The 18,577-nt window shown below is 34.0% G+C and carries 15 protein-coding genes and 1 riboswitch; of the genes, 9 read left to right on the plus strand and 6 right to left on the minus strand.

All coding sequences use genetic code 11. From position 1 onward, the window contains the following. The first annotated feature begins 19 nt into the window (after nucleotides 1-19). A complete protein-coding gene (locus ACWNMZ_RS10825) occupies nucleotides 20-400 on the plus strand; it encodes an aspartyl-phosphate phosphatase Spo0E family protein (RefSeq protein WP_081836522.1) in 381 nt (126 codons plus the stop codon). Nucleotides 401-624: 224 nt separating this feature from the next. Here ACWNMZ_RS10825 and ACWNMZ_RS10830 read toward each other — a convergent pair whose 3' ends face one another. Beyond that, nucleotides 625-2,112: an ATP-binding protein gene (locus tag ACWNMZ_RS10830; RefSeq protein WP_251627371.1), complete on the minus strand. Its 1,488-nt coding sequence runs from the start codon at nucleotides 2,110-2,112 to the stop codon at nucleotides 625-627. A 167-nt stretch (nucleotides 2,113-2,279) separates the two neighbouring features. On the opposite strand from ACWNMZ_RS10830, the gene ACWNMZ_RS10835 reads away from it, so the two are divergent. Further along, a complete protein-coding gene (locus ACWNMZ_RS10835; protein ID WP_031534145.1) occupies nucleotides 2,280-2,717 on the plus strand; it encodes a MarR family winged helix-turn-helix transcriptional regulator in 438 nt (145 codons plus the stop codon). Nucleotides 2,718-2,881: 164 nt separating this feature from the next. After that, nucleotides 2,882-4,576 (plus strand): M3 family oligoendopeptidase, encoded by a 1,695-nt coding sequence (locus tag ACWNMZ_RS10840; RefSeq protein WP_031534147.1) that lies wholly within the window; start codon nucleotides 2,882-2,884, stop codon nucleotides 4,574-4,576. A gap of 38 nt (nucleotides 4,577-4,614) precedes the next feature. On the opposite strand, the gene ACWNMZ_RS10845 is transcribed toward ACWNMZ_RS10840, so the two are convergent. Next, nucleotides 4,615-6,774 (minus strand): ATP-dependent Clp protease ATP-binding subunit, encoded by a 2,160-nt coding sequence (locus ACWNMZ_RS10845; protein WP_031534149.1) that lies wholly within the window; start codon nucleotides 6,772-6,774, stop codon nucleotides 4,615-4,617. Between the two features lie 315 nt (nucleotides 6,775-7,089). On the opposite strand from ACWNMZ_RS10845, the gene ACWNMZ_RS10850 reads away from it, so the two are divergent. After that, entirely contained in the window at nucleotides 7,090-8,121 is a 1,032-nt protein-coding gene (locus ACWNMZ_RS10850; protein WP_031534151.1) for a YkvI family membrane protein, read from the plus strand. A 407-nt stretch (nucleotides 8,122-8,528) separates the two neighbouring features. Here ACWNMZ_RS10850 and ACWNMZ_RS10855 read toward each other — a convergent pair whose 3' ends face one another. Together ACWNMZ_RS10855 and ACWNMZ_RS10860 are read right to left on the minus strand one after the other, a co-directional pair. Beyond that, nucleotides 8,529-9,890 carry a PFL family protein gene (locus ACWNMZ_RS10855; protein ID WP_251627370.1) on the minus strand — a complete coding sequence of 454 codons (1,362 nt, stop codon included), beginning with the start codon at nucleotides 9,888-9,890 and terminating at the stop codon, nucleotides 8,529-8,531. Nucleotides 9,891-9,907: 17 nt separating this feature from the next. Beyond that, the gene (locus ACWNMZ_RS10860; protein WP_031534154.1) at nucleotides 9,908-10,186 is read right to left on the minus strand and encodes an ACT domain-containing protein; all 279 of its coding nucleotides are present in this window, start codon (nucleotides 10,184-10,186) and stop codon (nucleotides 9,908-9,910) included. A gap of 136 nt (nucleotides 10,187-10,322) precedes the next feature. After that, nucleotides 10,323-10,406: riboswitch (glycine riboswitch) on the minus strand. Nucleotides 10,407-10,626: 220 nt separating this feature from the next. Here ACWNMZ_RS10860 and ACWNMZ_RS10865 point away from each other — a divergent pair. Beyond that, nucleotides 10,627-10,731 (plus strand): DUF6254 family protein, encoded by a 105-nt coding sequence (locus ACWNMZ_RS10865; protein WP_251627369.1) that lies wholly within the window; start codon nucleotides 10,627-10,629, stop codon nucleotides 10,729-10,731. Between the two features lie 91 nt (nucleotides 10,732-10,822). On the opposite strand, the gene ACWNMZ_RS10870 is transcribed toward ACWNMZ_RS10865, so the two are convergent. After that, nucleotides 10,823-10,996 (minus strand): YkvS family protein, encoded by a 174-nt coding sequence (locus ACWNMZ_RS10870; RefSeq protein WP_065429081.1) that lies wholly within the window; start codon nucleotides 10,994-10,996, stop codon nucleotides 10,823-10,825. 477 nt (nucleotides 10,997-11,473) lie between these two features. Here ACWNMZ_RS10870 and ACWNMZ_RS10875 point away from each other — a divergent pair, with 477 nt between their 5' ends. After that, complete coding sequence (locus ACWNMZ_RS10875) at nucleotides 11,474-11,668, plus strand: hypothetical protein (protein ID WP_251627368.1); 195 nt, start codon at nucleotides 11,474-11,476, stop codon at nucleotides 11,666-11,668. Nucleotides 11,669-11,996: 328 nt separating this feature from the next. Here the strand turns inward: ACWNMZ_RS10875 and ACWNMZ_RS10880 are convergent, their stop codons facing one another. Then, nucleotides 11,997-12,365, minus strand: coding sequence for a PilZ domain-containing protein (locus tag ACWNMZ_RS10880; RefSeq protein ID WP_251627367.1), 369 nt, complete (start codon nucleotides 12,363-12,365; stop codon nucleotides 11,997-11,999). Nucleotides 12,366-13,234: 869 nt separating this feature from the next. Here ACWNMZ_RS10880 and ACWNMZ_RS10885 point away from each other — a divergent pair. The 3 genes from ACWNMZ_RS10885 to ACWNMZ_RS10895 all read left to right on the plus strand — a co-directional run bounded on the left by ACWNMZ_RS10885 (nucleotide 13,235) and on the right by ACWNMZ_RS10895 (nucleotide 18,556). Next, nucleotides 13,235-13,501 carry a phosphocarrier protein HPr gene (locus ACWNMZ_RS10885; RefSeq protein ID WP_031534161.1) on the plus strand — a complete coding sequence of 89 codons (267 nt, stop codon included), beginning with the start codon at nucleotides 13,235-13,237 and terminating at the stop codon, nucleotides 13,499-13,501. After that, nucleotides 13,501-15,222, plus strand: coding sequence for a phosphoenolpyruvate--protein phosphotransferase (gene ptsP, locus ACWNMZ_RS10890; protein WP_031534163.1), 1,722 nt, complete (start codon nucleotides 13,501-13,503; stop codon nucleotides 15,220-15,222). The genes ACWNMZ_RS10885 and ptsP overlap by 1 nt, the downstream gene beginning before the upstream one ends. Nucleotides 15,223-15,910: 688 nt before the next feature. Next, nucleotides 15,911-18,556 (plus strand): cation-translocating P-type ATPase, encoded by a 2,646-nt coding sequence (locus ACWNMZ_RS10895; protein WP_031534165.1) that lies wholly within the window; start codon nucleotides 15,911-15,913, stop codon nucleotides 18,554-18,556. Nucleotides 18,557-18,577: the final 21 nt, after the last annotated feature.

The raw sequence follows: 18,577 nt of genomic DNA on the forward strand, positions 1-18,577 counted from the left end.
CCTATTTTTTCTTAAAAAAATGTCTAATATTGCGAATCTATTTACTTTTATTTGTTTTATTGTAATAATTCATCAAGTAAACAATAATGAATTGTTTGAAAGTTGGAATTTGATTAGGAGGAAGAAAAAGGTGTATTGTAAGAAAACAGAATTGTTAGATGAAATTCAAGAGAAGAGGGAGGTAATGATAAAAACAGCAAAAGAGCTTGGTACTATTGATGCGGAGACGATTAGGTTAAGTCAAGAGCTTGATGAATTAATCTATAAATATCAGCTTGTTTTTCGTTACGAACGAGAAAAAAGAAAACAAATAAAAAGAAAATATAAAAACACTCGAATTTTTTGGTCTAATGCTAGTCAATATAAGCGCAAAAATTATTCTGAGGTTGTATATAGATAATATACTATTAAATAATATTGGTGAAGGGTAATGGCAGTAATTACCTAATAATATCTCATCTAAATCAATGCCCTTCTGTAATTAAATGATGTTAATACCCCATTATTCCGCATGTGTCCACGATCAGGATAAAGAAAAAAGCATCTTTTGTTCAATAGTTATTCCCCTCTTTGTGGAAAGAAGGGAAATATAAAGGAACATGCAAGAAGCGAAGAAGTAGGTTGTTAGTCTATTAAAGGTAAAATAATATTCACCCTTGTTCCTTTCTTTTCTCTACTAGATATTTGTATTTCACCATCGAATGATTCAATGATTCTTTTACATACAACAAGCCCCAAGCCGGTACCTGATTCCTTCGAAGTGTTAAATGGTTCAAATATTTTCTTTAATTGACGGCTGGACATGCCTATACCATTATCCGTTACTGAAATAAGTACGTTTGAACGAATAGGACGAACTGTAAGCTCTAATTGACCACCATTTTCCATTGCTTCAAGTGCATTTTTTGTTAAATTCAACAGTACTTGTTTCATTTGATCTGCTATTCCAAGTACATAAATGTCTTCATCAGGCACTTTGTCAATATACTTTACATTATATAAATTTGCTTCTGAAATAATAAGTGGATTAAGTTCTGCTATAATCATTTTTAAATTCATATTATGTTTTTTTTGTGCTGTAGGCTTTCCTAAAATGAGGAATTGACTTACAATTTCATTTATTCGAGCAATTTCTTTTTGGATAATGGAAAAGTATAGCTGATCCTTTTGATCTTGATGTTTTTCACTTAATAATTGGATCAATCCTTTAATTCCTGTTAAAGGGTTTCTAATTTCATGAGCTGAACTAGCAGCTAAATTACCAACAAGCTCTAATTTTTGGATTTCATTCTCTTTTGTTTCTTCCTTTCTTACTTTTCTTTGATAGTAAAGAATCATAATCAGATAAATAAGGTGAAAAATGAGAATGAAGAACAGAGGTATCCAAATATTTGCTTTGACAATGTTCCAAATATTCGGTTTTACTAATTCAACCATGATTGACCAAGGTAAACGGTCAATCGGCATGTTAATGACATTTTCGCCTAAAGTTGCACCATCATTTATATAGAGAATGGTTTCTTTTTGCCCATTCATAATCGCAATATTTTCCTCTGAGGATAACATCTTCGTTAAATTAATAAGGTAATCGACACGAAGATATGCTGTTATAATCGCGTCTAGTCTATTATGTTGACCTAATATTGGCATTGCAATACCGATAACCTTCTGTCCGTTACTTAATACTTCTTCTCGATTAGAAATCACTAAATCCTTTGAGTTTATAACTTCCAATATATAATCTTCCTCTGAAATATCAATGGAATCATAAGTATCATTTACCCCTGCAATCGTTTTCCCTTTACTGTCGAGTAAAAATAAACCCCCATAGATATGCTCATTCGTAAATACTTTTTTAAGTAAGCTATCCATCTCATTAGGTGTATCAATATTTGGTTGAATAGATAGACTTAATATATTTAAAGAGGATACTACTTTGTTTATATAAGAGTCCCATTGCTTTTGGTGGATGGAAGCAACCCATTCTGCATGAGCTTTATTTTTGGCTTCTTCTTTATTTATTTGGTAATTAAAAAAAAGAACTGCAGTAATCATAATAGGAATAACAACGATTACAATATACGAAATTTTTTTTTGTGTAGTTATTTTCATTAATAGATTCTCCATAACGAAATTCCAATGTATAAACTTCATTATAACATGAAATGGTAAAAGCTCAATGACAGGCGGAGTTCTACAGAAATTGACAAATCTAAGGGAGAATACTATAATTTATCTGAATTCGAGATAATGAATTATTCTAATAAGGGAAGTTTAATATGGAAAAAAAAGATATTGAACAATCATTAAAATTATATATTGTTATGTCTCGAGCATTTCGAGCAATCAATGAAAATGTGAATAAATTAATTACTGCAAATGGATTGAATCCAACTGAGTTTGCTGTTCTCGAATTGTTGTATCATAAAGGAGATCAACCGTTACAGCAAATAGGAGGTAAGATTTTATTAGCAAGTGGAAGTATTACCTATGTAGTTGATAAACTGGAAGAAAAAGGGTATTTAAGAAGAATTGCCTGTCCAACAGATCGAAGAGTCACATTCGCTCAAATAACGGAAAATGGCAAACAGTTGATTGAAAGCATTTTTCCAAATCACGAACAAAGAATCCATGAAATCATGTCTGAACTATCACCAGGAGAAAAAGATGTGGCAATTGAATTAATTAAACGCCTTGGTTTATCAGTTGGAAAATAGTCATTGTATAATGTAAAAAGCGAGTATTCATAAATAGGATAAAGGTTTATTTCGAAGGAACTATTTGAAATAAATCTTCCTTACGAATTTCGCTTTTATGTATTTGTGTTGTTAATATTCATGTATAATTATAGTGATACATAGAAGAAATAGGGGGTATATAAATGAAATTTTCGGAATTTACATACAAAAGACCAAATATTGAAGAGTTTGCAGTTAAGATGAATGAACTATTAGTAGATTTTAATAATGCAGAACATGTTCAGCAGCAAATTACTGCGATAGAGAAAATAAACGAGCTAAGAAATGATGTTTCTACAATGTTTAATTTATGCTATATTCGACACTCTGTTGATACAAATGATGAATTTTATCAAAAAGAACAAGATTATATGGATGAAGTATCTCCTAAGGTGGAGGGGCTTACTACTAAATATTACGAAGCGCTTGTAAAATCTAAGTTTAAAGAACAATTGGAAGAAAAATGGGGACATCAGCTATTTGCATTAGCGGAAGCTCAATTAAAAGTGTTCTCAGAAGAAGTAGTAGAGCTTTTGCAACAAGAAAATAAACTATCAACAGAATACACAAAGCTTGTAGCTTCTGCAAAGATAATGTTTGAGGGAGAAGAAAGAACACTTGCACAATTGCAGCCATTTACGGAATCAAAAGACCGTGATACTAGAAAGGCTGCTAGTGAAGCCCGTTTTGCTTTCTTTGGTGAGCATGAAGAGCAGTTAGATAGAATATATGATGATATGGTAAAGGTTCGTACAGAAATTGCCAAAAAGCTAGGATATGAAAACTTTGTCGAGCTAGCATACTATCGTATGTATCGTACCGATTATAATGCAGAAATGGTTGCCGCATTTAGAGATCAAGTAAAAGAACATATCGTCCCATTAACAACAAAATTAAAAGAAAGACAGCAAAAAAGAATAGGGGTCGACTCCTTAAAATATTATGACGAACCATTCGAATTTTTAACGGGGAATGCTACTCCTAAAGGAGATCCAGCCTGGATAGTTGAAAATGGTCAAAAAATGTATAAGGAACTATCAAAAGAAACTGGTGATTTCTTTTCCTATTTGAGAGAAACAGAATTAATGGATTTGGTTGCTAAAAAAGGAAAAGCAGGGGGAGGATATTGTACCTTTATTGAAAATTATAAAGCGCCATTTATTTTTTCTAACTTCAATGGAACTTCAGGAGATATTGATGTATTAACACATGAAGCAGGTCATGCATTCCAAGTGTACTCTAGTGGTGGATTTGATATTCCTGAATACTATTGGCCGACATATGAAGCTGCAGAAATTCATTCGATGAGTATGGAGTTCTTTACATGGCCATGGATGGAATTATTCTTTAAAGAAGATGTAGAGAAATATAAGTTTTCTCATTTAAGCTCAGCACTCTTATTCCTTCCTTATGGAGTATCAGTGGATGAATTCCAACATTGGGTATATGAAAATCCGACCGCTACTCCAAAAGAAAGAAAACAGGCTTGGAGAAATATCGAAAAAAAATATAGTCCACATCTTGATTATGATGGAAATGAGTTTCTAGAGAATGGTGGCTTCTGGCAAAAGCAAGGGCATATTTTTAGTTCTCCATTTTATTATATTGATTATACATTGGCGCAAATCTGTGCATTCCAATTCTGGAAACGTTCAAGAGAGAATCAAGAAGATGCTTGGGCTGATTATGTTAAGCTATGCAAATTAGGGGGAAGCATGCCGTTTACGGAATTAGTGAAAGAGGCTAATTTAATCTCTCCATTTGAAAATGGCTGTGTAGAGTCAGTTGTCGGCGTAATTGATGAGTGGTTAAGTTCTGTAGATGACCGAAATCTATAAAAGAAAACCGTGGGATTGCCCCACGGTTTTCTTTTTATTTACTGACTAATAGATTGTGTTTGCACTGGTTTGACCTTAATTTGGTCATCCTCAATAACTGCAGTTAATTCTTTAACTGTTGGCTCATCGAGAATAACATCTGCTAATTGATCTTCTAAATGCTCTTGAATTACTCTTCTTAAAGGACGAGCACCAAAGCTTGGATGTGTTCCTAATTCTACGATTTTCTCTTTGGCCGTTTCGGTTACTTGTAAAGTGATTTGCTGTTCTTGTAAATTTTGAGAAAGTTCCTCTAATAATAAGTCTGTAATTTGTAGTAAGTGTTCTTTTTCCAATGATTTAAACTCGATAATCGCATCAAAGCGGTTAAGGAATTCTGGTTTAAAGAAGTTTCCTAATGTTTGTAAAAGATTGCTTTCTTCGATTGCATCATTATTTCCAAAGCCAACAACCCTATGTTTATGGGCGACACTTGCATTACTTGTCATAATAATAACAGAGTCTTTAAAGCTGACAGTGCGTCCTTGGCTATCTGTTAAGCGTCCGTCTTCTAGAATTTGCAAGAAGATGGATTGAATATCAGGATGTGCTTTTTCGATTTCATCTAGCAGAATAATGCTATATGGATTTCTTCTAACTTTTTCTGTTAATTGTCCTGCTTCTTCATGACCAACATATCCTGGAGGAGAACCAATGATTTTACTAATGCTATGTTTCTCCATATATTCACTCATATCTAGGCGAATCATACTATCCTTGCTGCCGAATAATTCTTCTGCTAGTGTTTTGGTAAGTTCCGTTTTCCCCACACCAGTTGGACCGACGAAAAGGAAGCTACCAATTGGTCTCGTTTTTGATTTAAGTCCTGCTCTACTACGTTTAATGGCTTTAGCCACTTTGCGAACAGCCTCATCCTGTCCAATTACTTTTGCTGCTAATCGATCACTTAAAAACTTCATTTTTTGCTGTTCATCTTCCTGTAATTTTCCTACTGGAATGCCCGTTTTCTTTTCGATTAATTGCTGGATAAGGGCAACATCCACAATCGGCTTATCATCATTGTTTGGTTCATTTAATGCCTTTTCAAGCTGTTGTTCTTCTTTGCGCAGTTGAGCTGCTTTTTCATAATTTTCTTCTTTTAATACTTTTTCTTTTTCTTTTGCTATCATAGCAAGACGATTTTCGATTTCTTCCGTGTTTTGATAAGTAGAAGAAAGATTCATTTTAGAACCAGCCTCATCCATTAAGTCAATCGCTTTATCTGGTAAGAAGCGGTCTTGAATATAACGATGGGATAGCTCAGTACATGCTTTTATTGCATCTTCCGTGTAAGAAACTTCATGGAATTTTTCATATTTATCCTTAATGCCATTTAAAATCGATAATGTAGCTTCCACAGATGGCTCACTTACTTGCACTGGCTGGAATCGTCGCTCTAAGGCAGCATCCTTTTCGATTTGACGATATTCTTTTAAGGTTGTTGCCCCAATGATATGCAGTTCGCCGCGAGCTAATGCTGGTTTTAAAATATTCCCAGCATCCATAGAGCCTTCTGCAGAGCCTGCACCTACTAACTGATGGATTTCGTCAATAAAGACAATAACATTTTTTCTAGCTTGTACTTCTTGAATGACTTGCTTCATTTTTTCTTCAAATTGACCGCGAATACCTGTATTTGATACAAGGGAAGCCACATCTAATAAGTAAATTTCTTTATTTTGTAATTTTTTTGGAACATTGCCTTCCATAATTTTTAAAGCTAATCCTTCTGCTATCGCTGTTTTCCCGACACCAGGTTCCCCGATTAGTACTGGATTATTTTTATTTCTTCGATTTAGAATCTCGATTATACGTTCAATTTCATTTTCTCTTCCGATAACTGGGTCAATCAAACCAGCATTAGCCATTTGATTTAAGTTTTTCCCATGTTTATCGAGAATGCCAGCTTTTTTATTGTTATTAATAAAAGGAGCTTCCTTTGAAGCACTAGCTCCCCCTAATGAATTTGATTGGTTAAGTGATTGAAATAACTCGTCAAAAGGGGAAGGTTGGAAAAACATTGGGCCGTTTTGTGCTGTCATTTTTTGCTTTTCTTTTTGATAGCAAACATGACAAATATTCATTGTGCTTTCCATATTGTTTAATACAAATCGTAAGCTGATTGTGGCACTGTTTTGTTGGCAAATTTCACATTTCATCATTAAATATCCTCCTTTTGATTTTGACTAATATTGACCTTTTGTAATTATGATTATACTTTGACCTTTTTTGACTTTCAAGTTTTTTGCTTAAAAAATATTAATGGAATTTTATTCCGTTTAAAAATCTCCTGAAGACTCTTTACTTGCATACAGAATGGGAGGAAGATAGACTGGGTTCTTCCTAATCCAAATGTAAATATTCTTGTTCAAAATTAGGAAGCTATTTCATTTAAAAATTTATTTTTTATTTAGAGAAAATGCTCGTCATTGTTTGTCCATTTCTACATATAGTTGATGTAGGGAGGGAAATCTGTGAAAAATAAATGGTATGCTGCAATACAGCTAGCAGCGGTGTATGTAGGTACTGTTGTCGGTGCTGGATTTGCGACAGGAAGAGAGATAGTAGTCTTTTTTTCACAATATGGATTTATCGGCTTGTTAGGAATCATTGTAAGTGGATTTATTTTTGCGTATTTTGGGGCGAAACTAATGCGTATTTCGGTCAAAATAAAGGCATCTTCCTATCAAGAGTTTACTATTTACTTATTTGGTAATGTCATAGGAACAATGATTAACATTCTATTATTACTTATGCTAATAGGAGTCTGTGCTGTGATGTTTTCAGGAGCTGGTGCTGTATTTGAAGAGCAGCTCGGCCTAGATAAAACGGTTGGCGTCATTTTTACAATTGTCCTTTCTTTAATGGTTATGATGGTAGGAACAAGAGGGTTATTTGCCGTAAACACATTTGTTGTACCTATTATGATCAGTTTCAGCTTTATTCTCTTTATACTTTCTATTTCTTTGCCAGGATTTTTGGGAGAGATATTTCAAATGGAGACCATTACTTGGAAAACGATCAGCTCTCCGTTTTCGTATACTGCCTTAAATTTGGCTTTAGCAATTGCTGTGCTAGTACCTGCAGCCTCTGAAATTGGTGATGAAGAAGTGGTTAAATGGGGAGGTATTTTAGGTGGAATTGCTCTAATGATGATTCTAATATCCAGTCATTTTTCCCTTATTATGCTGAAGGATGTTTATCTGTATTCTATTCCTATGGCTATTATTATGAAAAATTTAGCTCCACAGCTTTCATGGGTTTATATTTTAGTCATATATGGAGAAATTTTCAGTTCGGTAATCGGGAATATTTATGGGTTAGAGAGGCAGTTGCGGAGCTTCATTCCTTTACCAAGTATGGTAATAATCGGTGGAATTATTTTGGTTTCCTATTTAATTAGTTTCGTACAGTATGGCACATTATTATCCTTTTTATATCCTATATTTGGTTACATAAGCTTAGTATTCTTGCTGTTCTTATGGATTAAACCTGTGCCTAAATAATTGGTTTTCGCTTCTAACAAGAAGGTGAGGCTGGGACAAAACTAAAAAACTAATCTTTAAAGACGAATAATCTCTAAAGTAGCTTTTAAATAAAGCTACTTTCTCATGATGGTTTTCTATGTTTTTAAATATAGTCAGGTGTAAAAACTAAGTCGTTCCATTGCGCTACGGACGCACGATGCGCCGGGGAGGAAGCTAAGCCTCCTCGCTGCGCTGCGGGGTCTCAGCCTTTCCTCTATTTCCCGCAGGAGTCGAGCATCCTCCGCTCCATTACACTTCGTTTTTTAAACCTTTTTCAAAACAATAAACACGAATTTTCATGCAAATTAATTACATAATAGTTCGTGTTTATTGTTGAATGAAATGCTTATGTCCCAGCCTCATGTATTTGTCATGTAAAGATACTATTAGTTAATTAATGCTTGTAGGGGAGATGGTATACGTCCGCCTCGGTCAATGAGTTTAGCTGAACTAAATGGATTAACTCCCATTACAGGTGCTCGACCTAAAAGACCGCCGAATTCTACGATTTCTCCCTCTTTCTTTCCTGGGACAGGAATGACACGGACAGCTGTTGTTTTTTTATTAATCATTCCAATAGCTGCTTCATCGGCAATGATTGCTGATAACGTAGCTGCTGTAACATCTCCAGTCAGGGCAATCATATCAAGTCCAACAGAGCATACACAAGTCATTGCTTCCAGTTTAGAAAGGGTTAAGCTGTCATCTAAAATTCCTTTAATCATTCCATTATCCTCACTTACTGGAATGAAGGCGCCACTTAATCCACCAACATAACTACTTGCCATTGCTCCACCTTTTTTAACTGCGTCGTTCATTAAAGCTAATGCTGCAATGGTCCCATGTGTTCCGACACGTTCCAAACCAATCTCTTCTAATATTTCTGCAACACTATCATTAATAGCATTAGTCGGTGCAAGGGATAAATCCATAATTCCAAATGGTACATCTAAACGTTCCGCAACTACTCGTCCAATTAATTCCCCAGCTCGAGTTATTTTAAAAGTTGTTTTTTTGATGATTTCTGAGACTTCTCCTAAATCAGCTTCAGGATATTTCTTCAATGCACTTAATACAACGCCAGGTCCACTAACACCAACATTGATTACAACTTCTCCTTCACCTGCTCCATGGAAGGCTCCAGCCATAAATGGGTTATCTTCAACAGGATTACAGAAAACCACTAGCTTAGCACATGCTAGACCATTTTGATCTTTTGTATTTTCAGCAGCTTTTTTAATTATTTCACCCATTTGTTTTACTGCATCCATATTAATACCGGTTCTAGTCGTAGCAACAGATACGGAGGCACAAACGCGTTCTGTCACAGAAAGTGCCTCTGGAAGGGCAGCTAATAATGTTTGATCACCTTTAGTAATCCCCTTATGTACAAGGGCAGAATATCCACCTATAAAATCTACATTTAAATCTTTTGCGGCTTTATCTAATGTTTTTGCTAGGGTTACTGCTTGTTCTACTGTACTATTTCCTAGAATTTCTGCAATTGGAGTGATAGAAATACGCTTATTAATAATGGGAATTCCATATTCCTTTTCAACAGCATTTGCTACTTCCGTTAATTTGCTTGCATACTTTGTAATTTTTTTATAGACAGACTCATTTAACTTTTGAAAATCTGAATCAGCACAATCATAAAGGCTGATTCCCATCGTAACAGTACGAATATCAAGGCTTTCCATCTGTACCATATTAATGGTTTCCATCATTTCATTCAATGCAATTTTCATTTTCTGACCCTCTTTTCTTAGACACGGTGCATGGATTGAAAAATTTCTTCTAATTGGATATTAATTTTTAAATGAAGTTGCTCGCTTAATTCATCAAACTGTTTTGTTAAGTTATCCAAGTTTTCTTTATCGGTAATATCTACTAACATCATCATTGTAAAGAAATCTTGTAGGATGGTTTGACTGATATCTAGGATATTAATGTGATTATTAGAAAGGATTGTTGTTACCTTACTGATAATTCCAATTTGATCTTTTCCAATGACACTTACGACTGCTCGACGTTGTTGAACCATTATTTCACCTCATACCTCACAATTTTGTTTGCTTCTCAAATAAAACGATTTAATGAATGTATGAAAAAAACAGATTGGATACACCAATCTGTTTCAAAGGATAAGAAGAACCAGGACATGATTATAAATATGTATTGGTTGTTCTTCTGTCCTTTTACCTGAGATTGTGAATCCTTCGGTGCCGTTTGGGAATCCAAACGGTCTCTCCAGAAGCTGCTCCTGTTATAGTTTGATCCATAACATTCATAGCATGTAATTTATTTAAGAAATATAATGTGATGTTAACAGTTTTTTTTCATGTGGTCAACCAAATATTTCTTTTAAGCGCATGGAATATTGGAGCGGAAATTCACTTGGAAAATGGGATAAGTTTGTAACTATTAATAGGGATAAAAAAGTTGATAATGTTTATTATATAACGAAGGATGGAGGTGAAGAAGATGTCAAAAGCACATAGAGAAAAAGAAAGAGAATGGACTGTACGTAAGCAGAAACAAAAGCCACATGGAAAAGTAAAGACAAAAAAAGAATTGGCGGAAGAATAGTTTCTTCCTTATTATAAGGAAGAAATAAAGCGCATACAAAAAAGAAGTCAATAAAAGGAGGCAATCCCTATATAGACTTCTTTTTTGAACATTATTTAATGATACGATAGTTTTTGTGGTTAACAACTGTTCTTTGCTCTAATTCTAAATCACGATAGTTATTCATATAAGTTAAGTCTACAATAACTGAATTTTCATTTACTTTTTCAACAATTCCTTGTAACCCTCTAAATTCAATTATATTTCCAACCTCAGCTCTTTTCACTCAAATCTCTCCTTATCATTCCAAATTTTATATAAATTCTGATTATAGTTTGCACTATTAGAACTTATTCGTAAAAAATAGCAGTATAGTAATCTTAATAAATATATACTATGAAACTGCAAATAAAATGTGTATCATTTACTTTTTGAAATAGTCTTTTTCGTTGCTGCTTGAAGGTAAGTTCTACCTAGCATGATGAAATAAAGGGAAATGCTGTTTATCGAAAAATTATGTATTTTTAATATAAAAGAAAGTGAAGGAAGTAATTTGGACTTCATTATCCTATTTTTTTGACTATCACTAATGGTTACACTATCCTAATATTAGATGATATTATAACATAATTAAAAAAAATATCCATAATAATATCAAAAAATAATATTAAAAAAGGAAAAGTGTAGAATTCTTTGCTTAAAATATTACAATAAATTAAAATATGGACTGAAAAAAAGATAGAAAGGGTAATTGGTGAGTGGCATGAATAAGGAATTGGCAGAAAAAATATTAGAACAGTTAAAGAATAAAGAAATAGAAAGTTATCGAGTTAAAAAAGAGGAATTTCTCACTTTTCGATCAGAATTGGTAAAGAGAGAAGACTTTAAGCATTTTAAAGGAATTGCAGAAATTGGCGGAGATGTTACATATAAATATATGGACGAGCCAAGAAGTTGAAAAATAGGGCACTTAGCTTTAGATCCATTTTAAACGACGGACACTGAAAAACTGTTTGCTAATTATTCATCGGTGGAGTTTTAAGGCAACTCCACTGATGGAAATCTTTTTATTCCTTTCTATCCAAATTAACATAGAAAATGAGTTTATTTAAAAGATTTTAAACAGGTGAAATGTTAACTTTGGGGAGTAAAAAATATAGATCAACTTGTTGAGGAGATTAGCAAGGACGGAAAGTACCCCAACAAAAAAAGGAGACCACTGCAAAAGTTCAGTGGTCGAGTGAAGTGGAAGAATATTTAGATGTGTGTAATAAATACGCACTCTTTTAAAGCGTATCTTTATTATCTATTCGAGAAAGTTCTTTTAAGCCGTTGATTATCTTCTGTTTTGCTTCATTATTTTCCTTTCCTTCAAAACCATATTCAAATAGAATCCCGATTTTTTTCTTCCAGGTTATATGGCCAGGCATAATTATCTCGTTTCCATTTAAAATGAACTGAAGTTGTAATAATAAGCGCGAATCACCAACAGGTAAGTCATATTCTGTCCGAAATCTTAATCCATTGGGACTTATATTATAGATAAGAGCATGCCCTTTACTAGAAAGTGTGTCTTCCTCAACCTTTAGTGTAAATATAGCGTCAAGAGAATCATTCAATTGGTAACGAAAAGCTTCATTACGTTTGTATCTCATATTCTCCCTCCCTTTATTTTTTTCTCCAATAAAAATTATATTTATCATGTTAAATCGCGTGAACTTGACGAATACGCTAGCTTTATATCTTAACCGTAAGCTTATGGTATTCGAGGAAAATAGATGGGAATCAACTGTCCATACAAAGCTGAATCGTTCCAACTAACAATCAGTGGATAAATGACGCATACCACTGAAACGGTTAATTTTATTAGATTAACTATTCATATTTGAAAGTTCAATAATATTAAAGCTTGTTTAACGAGAGATTGCAATATATTTTTCGACTAATAAAAGTTTTCTATACAAATGTTTGAAGGATTTGTTACAGAGCTTTGTTCACATTTTAACTGTTTTCATAAGATGTCCCATTCAATTACAATAATCTTTTTAAGTGGACAGTCACCATTTTTAATTGTATAAAAGTTGATAATTAGGGGATTTTACTAAACAGGCAGTAACTTTACACCAAGTGTAGGTTTATCAAATAAAAAATGCTAATTTTCGCCATAAAGTGAACAAATTTTTGTCGTTTAATAAATTTTGATTGTCTATATAAGAAAGAAATGCTATTCTTTCATTTGAGATGTCTTTTTCAAAAACTTAAATTGCCTGCCTATTTTGAACAGGTCATTACATGTTCTCTTCTTCTTAGAAGATGCTATAAATGGTTGTGAAGAAAGTTTGTGTGCATAGACAGCGATATTTTTCGACAAAATACATAGCTTTCAGTTTACAATTGTAATATAAAAATTATATATTATTAATGATAAACAATTGTTAATTTATATTAAGGTTGTTTAAGTTTGAAAAGTTTATCTATATGGTTACATCTTATAACTTAATCGATAAAGGAGAATGATTTTATTATGGTAGAAAAACAATTTAAAGTTATTGCAGATACAGGAATTCATGCTAGACCAGCAACACTTTTAGTACAAGCAGCTAGCAAATTTGATTCAGATATTCAATTAGAATACAAAGAGAAAAAAGTAAATCTTAAATCGATTATGGGTGTTATGTCATTAGGAATTGCTCAAGGTGCTGAAATTAAAATTATCGCAGAAGGTAATGACGAGCAAGAAGCTATTAATGGATTACAAGAAACGTTAAATAAAGAAGGTTTAGCAGAATAATGAGTTTTTTACAAGGAATTGCTGCATCTAGTGGAATAGCCATTGCAAAAGCTTATCGTTTAGTTGAACCAGATCTTTCATTTGAAAAGACTAGTGTAGAAAATGCTGAAAATGAAATTTCTCGTTTTCAAGATGCTTTAACGAAAGCAAAATCAGAATTAGAAGCTATTCGGGAAAAAGCTAATAAAGAGCTTGGTGCGGATAAAGCTGCGATTTTTGAAGCACATTTATTAGTATTAAGTGATCCAGAATTAATTGCACCTATTGAAGATAAAATTAAAACAGACCTAGTGAATGCAGAATATGCATTAAAAGAAACAACAGATATGTTTATTACTATGTTTGAATCGATGGATAATGAATATATGCAAGAAAGAGCTGCTGACATTCGTGACGTTACAAAGCGTGTAATGTCTCATCTTTTAGGCGTACATTTAGCAAACCCAAGTATGATTTCTGAAGAAGTAGTGGTAGTCGCAGAAGATTTAACACCATCTGATACTGCACAGCTTAACCGTCAATTTGTTAAAGGATTCACAACTGATATTGGCGGTAGAACTTCTCATTCAGCAATCATGGCTCGCTCTTTAGAAATTCCTGCTGTTGTCGGTACTAAAAAGGCTACAGATGAAATTAATAATGGCGATTTAGTAATTGTTGATGGATTAAAAGGAGAAATCCATATTAATCCAACACCTGAAATGGTAGAAAGCTATAAAAAGACTGCAGAACAATATGAACAACAAAAAGCAGAATGGGCAAAACTTGTGAATGAACAAACAGTTAGCTCTGATGGTGTTCATGTAGAGCTTGCAGCAAATATTGGTACACCAAATGATTTAGAAGGTGTTATTAATAACGGTGGGGAAGCAGTTGGTTTATACCGTACTGAATTCCTTTACATGGGTAGAGATCAGCTCCCTACAGAAGATGAACAGTTTGAATCTTACAAAGCTGTCCTTGAAGGAATGAAAGGGAAGCCAGTTGTAGTTCGCACATTAGATATTGGTGGAGATAAAGAGCTTCCATATTTAGATTTACCAAAAGAAATGAACCCGTTCTTAGGTTTCCGTGCAATTCGTTTATGTCTAGAGGAGCAAGATATTTTCCGTACGCAATTAAGAGCATTATTACGTGCAAGCTCATATGGAAATCTAAAAATCATGTTCCCAATGATTGCTACATTAAATGAGTTCCGCCAAGCAAAAGCTCTTTTAGAAGAAGAAAAAGCTAACTTAACAAGTGAAGGCGTTCAAGTAGCAGAAAAAATTGAATTAGGTATCATGGTTGAAATTCCTTCTACTGCAGTTCTTGCAGATCAATTTGCTAAAGAAGTTGACTTCTTCAGTATTGGTACAAATGACTTAATCCAATACACAATGGCTGCAGACCGTATGAATGAGCGTGTTTCTTATCTTTACCAACCATACAATCCTTCTATTTTACGTCTTGTTAAAATGGTTATCGATGCAGCGCATAAAGAAGGTAAATGGGCAGGTATGTGTGGAGAGATGGCAGGAGATGAAACAGCAATTCCTTTATTATTAGGATTAGGCCTAGATGAATTCTCTATGAGTGCTACATCTATCTTAAAAGCAAGATCACAAATTCTAAACCTTTCTAAAAAGGAAATGGAAGAATTAGCAGAAAAAGCATTACAAATGTCTACAACAGAAGAAGTTATGGAAGCAGTTAAAGCTGCAGCAAAACTTTCTGAATAAAATAGGTTTATCCTTAAAAATAGTGGGTATAAATAAAAATAGCATAAGCTCTTTTACAAGTTAGCTTAACGCTATTCTCATTTTCCCCTTATTTGAACTGACTAGATGATTCTAGTCAGTTTTTTATGTGGTTATAAAGATTCATACATGAAAAGCAAAGGATAGAGGTAAAATATTCGTATATTCATTCTTAAACTCTATGACTATAATGAGTAAGGAAAATAGGTGGGAAATCAACTCGACTATTTTTAAAGGGTCCGAGTGGTTTGAGGTAAATGCCCTCACTCATGAGTTATCAGGGCACTGAAAAAGTCTAGTTTTCCAAATAAAATGAGGTTTTATTTATTTGAAAGTGAATAATAAGCCTCGGAAAACAAAAACCTACACTAAGTTAGAATGGTTTGGTAACTACCATTCACCAGGTAATTCACTTTTTCAGTGGCCACTGAGTTATACCGAGTAGGCTCTATTTTCTCGCAAGGATGTAAAGTACTTTTAGCTGTTATCGTATAACAAACTTTACGAAAATAGTTTTTCCATATTATTGGACAGGTTTATGGAGAATAAATAATGGGAAGTGGTTTAAAAAAGGATTTTTTATTATACATATGTACAAAGAATTGCTTTTTCGTTTATGTTAAGTGCAAAAAAAGTCAGGACAGAACAATAAGGAGTTGAATAAAGTCACATGGATTTTTATCAAAAGGAAAAAGACGTCGTATTAAAAGAGTTACAGTCATCTGCACAAGGTTTATCATCAGACAAAGTAAAGTCACTTTTGGAAAAAGAAGGATATAATGAGCTCCAAGATAAAGAAAAAGTGCCAACATGGAAGCTCTTTTTAGAAACGTTTAAAGATCCGATGGTTATTGTGTTATTAGTAGTAATCATTATCCAATTGATAATGGGTAAATTTGTCGAATCCTTAATCATATTTTTAGTACTATTGCTTAACTCGGTTATTAGTGTTATTCAAACAAAAAAAGCAGAAAGTTCATTAGATGCCTTGCGAAATATGAGTGCACCAGAGGCTAAGGTGAGACGAGATAACACGAATAGTACAATTCCAGCCCGTGAGCTAGTTCCAGGTGATATTGTTTTCCTAGAAGCTGGTGACTATGTTCCAGCTGATGGACGAATTGTAGAAAGTGGTTCCTTAAAAGTGAATGAGGGGATGTTAACAGGGGAATCAGAAGCGATTGAGAAACAAGATAAGGTTATATTAGAAGAATCTGCGCTTGGTGACCGTATTAATATGGTCTATAGTAGTTCGCTGGTTGTTTATGGACGAGGTACTTTTGTAGTAACAGGTACTGGAGAAAAAACGGAAATAGGTAAAATTGCAGATATGCTAAATACTGCTGAAGAAAAACAGACACCATTACAACAGAAGCTTGCAGAATTTAGTAAGAAATTAGGAGTAGGAATTCTTCTTTTATCTATTCTTATTTTTGCCATCCAAGCATTAAGAATATGGTTGGGAGATGAAACGGTAGATGTCACCACGTCTATTTTGAATGCATTATTATTTGCAGTTGCAGTGGCGGTGGCCGCTATTCCGGAGGCTCTATCCTCCATTGTTACGATTGTTCTGTCTGTTGGAACAAATAAAATGGCTAAACAAAGTGCTATAATTCGTAAATTGCCTGCAGTAGAAACATTGGGTTCTACAAGTGTGATTTGCACAGATAAGACAGGGACATTGACACAAAATAAAATGACCGTAACAGATTACTTCATTCCAGAAGGAGAAAGAGAGCATCTCCCAGAAGATCCCGCCCATTGGAATCAATCAGAAAGATTACTCTTAAATATAGCGGTTTTATGTAATGATTCTTATATTAATAAAGAAAATAGGGAAGTAGGAGATCCAACGGAAGTTGCTTTGATTAATTTCTATAATGATGGAAAAAGAAGCTATGAAGAAATTCGTTTAAGATATCCAAGAGAAGCAGAACTACCGTTTGATTCAGATCGAAAGTTAATGTCTACCGTCCATACGATTGATAATCAACGGCTTATGCTTATAAAGGGTGGCCCAGATGTAATGTTCAGTCGGGCTACGAAAGTGCTAGTCAATGAAAAAGAAGAACCTTTTACAAATGAATGGTTAAACAAATTTCAGGAAGCAAATGAAGATTTCTCCCGTCAAGCATTACGAGTACTAGCATATGGATATAAAATCATGCCGAAAGATAAAATGACGATTACGGAAGAAGAGGAAGCAGATATTATCCTAGTAGGGTTAAGTGCCATGATGGATCCTCCCCGAGAGGCAGTATATGGATCAATTGAACAAACAAAGAATGCAGGTATACGTACTGTGATGATTACTGGGGATCATAAAACAACTGCCCAGGCAATTGGTCGCAAAATCGGTTTAATGGAAGAGAACGATATTGCCTTAACTGGTCAAGAGTTAGATGCTTTATCGGAAGCAGAATTAGACCATAAATTGGAGGATATATCTGTTTATGCTCGTGTGTCTCCTGAGAATAAAATTCGAATTGTTCGAGCGTGGCAAAAGAAAAATCGAATTGTTGCTATGACAGGAGATGGTGTCAATGATGCGCCAGCTTTAAAACAGGCTGATATCGGTATTGCAATGGGAAGTGGAACCGATGTGGCCAAAGATTCAGCAGATATGATCTTAACAGATGATAATTTTGTATCAATTGTTAATGCTGTTGGTGTAGGAAGAACTGTTTTTGATAATATAAAAAAATCAATTGGTTATTTATTTGCAGGGAATTTTGGAGCAATTATTGCTATATTATTTGCGGTAATAGCAGGTTGGGCTAATCCTTTTACAGCATTACAGCTGTTATTTATTAATTTAGTGAATGATTCCTTACCAGCGATTGCCCTTGGCATGGAAAAATCAGAGCCAGGCGTAATGAAGCGCAAACCAAGGGATGTTAATGAGGGAATCTTTGCCGGCGGAACACTTCGAGCAGTCGTTGTAAGAGGAGTATTAATTGGTATAGCAGTTATTATCTCCCATTATATTGGATTACAACATTCGGATGAATTAGGAGTCGCTATGGCTTTCACCACCTTAATTCTTTCACGTTCTTTGCAGACTTTTGCTGCAAGATCTAGTACACAAACGATTTTTGGTGTTGGGTTATTTTCCAATAAATATGTATTAGGTGCTGTTGGAATATGCTTCTTGTTATATTTGATTACTATCTTGCCATTCGCTAGAGAAGTCTTTGCTATTCCAGCTTCGTTTGGCATGAATGAATGGTTAATAGCAACTGGCTTAGCAATCGCTGCTGTAATTGCAATGGAAATAATGAAAGTCCTTATAGTGAGGATATTACGTAAATAAGTTGAAAAAAACTACCCTTTA

Source organism: Niallia sp. Marseille-Q9988 (assembly GCF_976954375.1).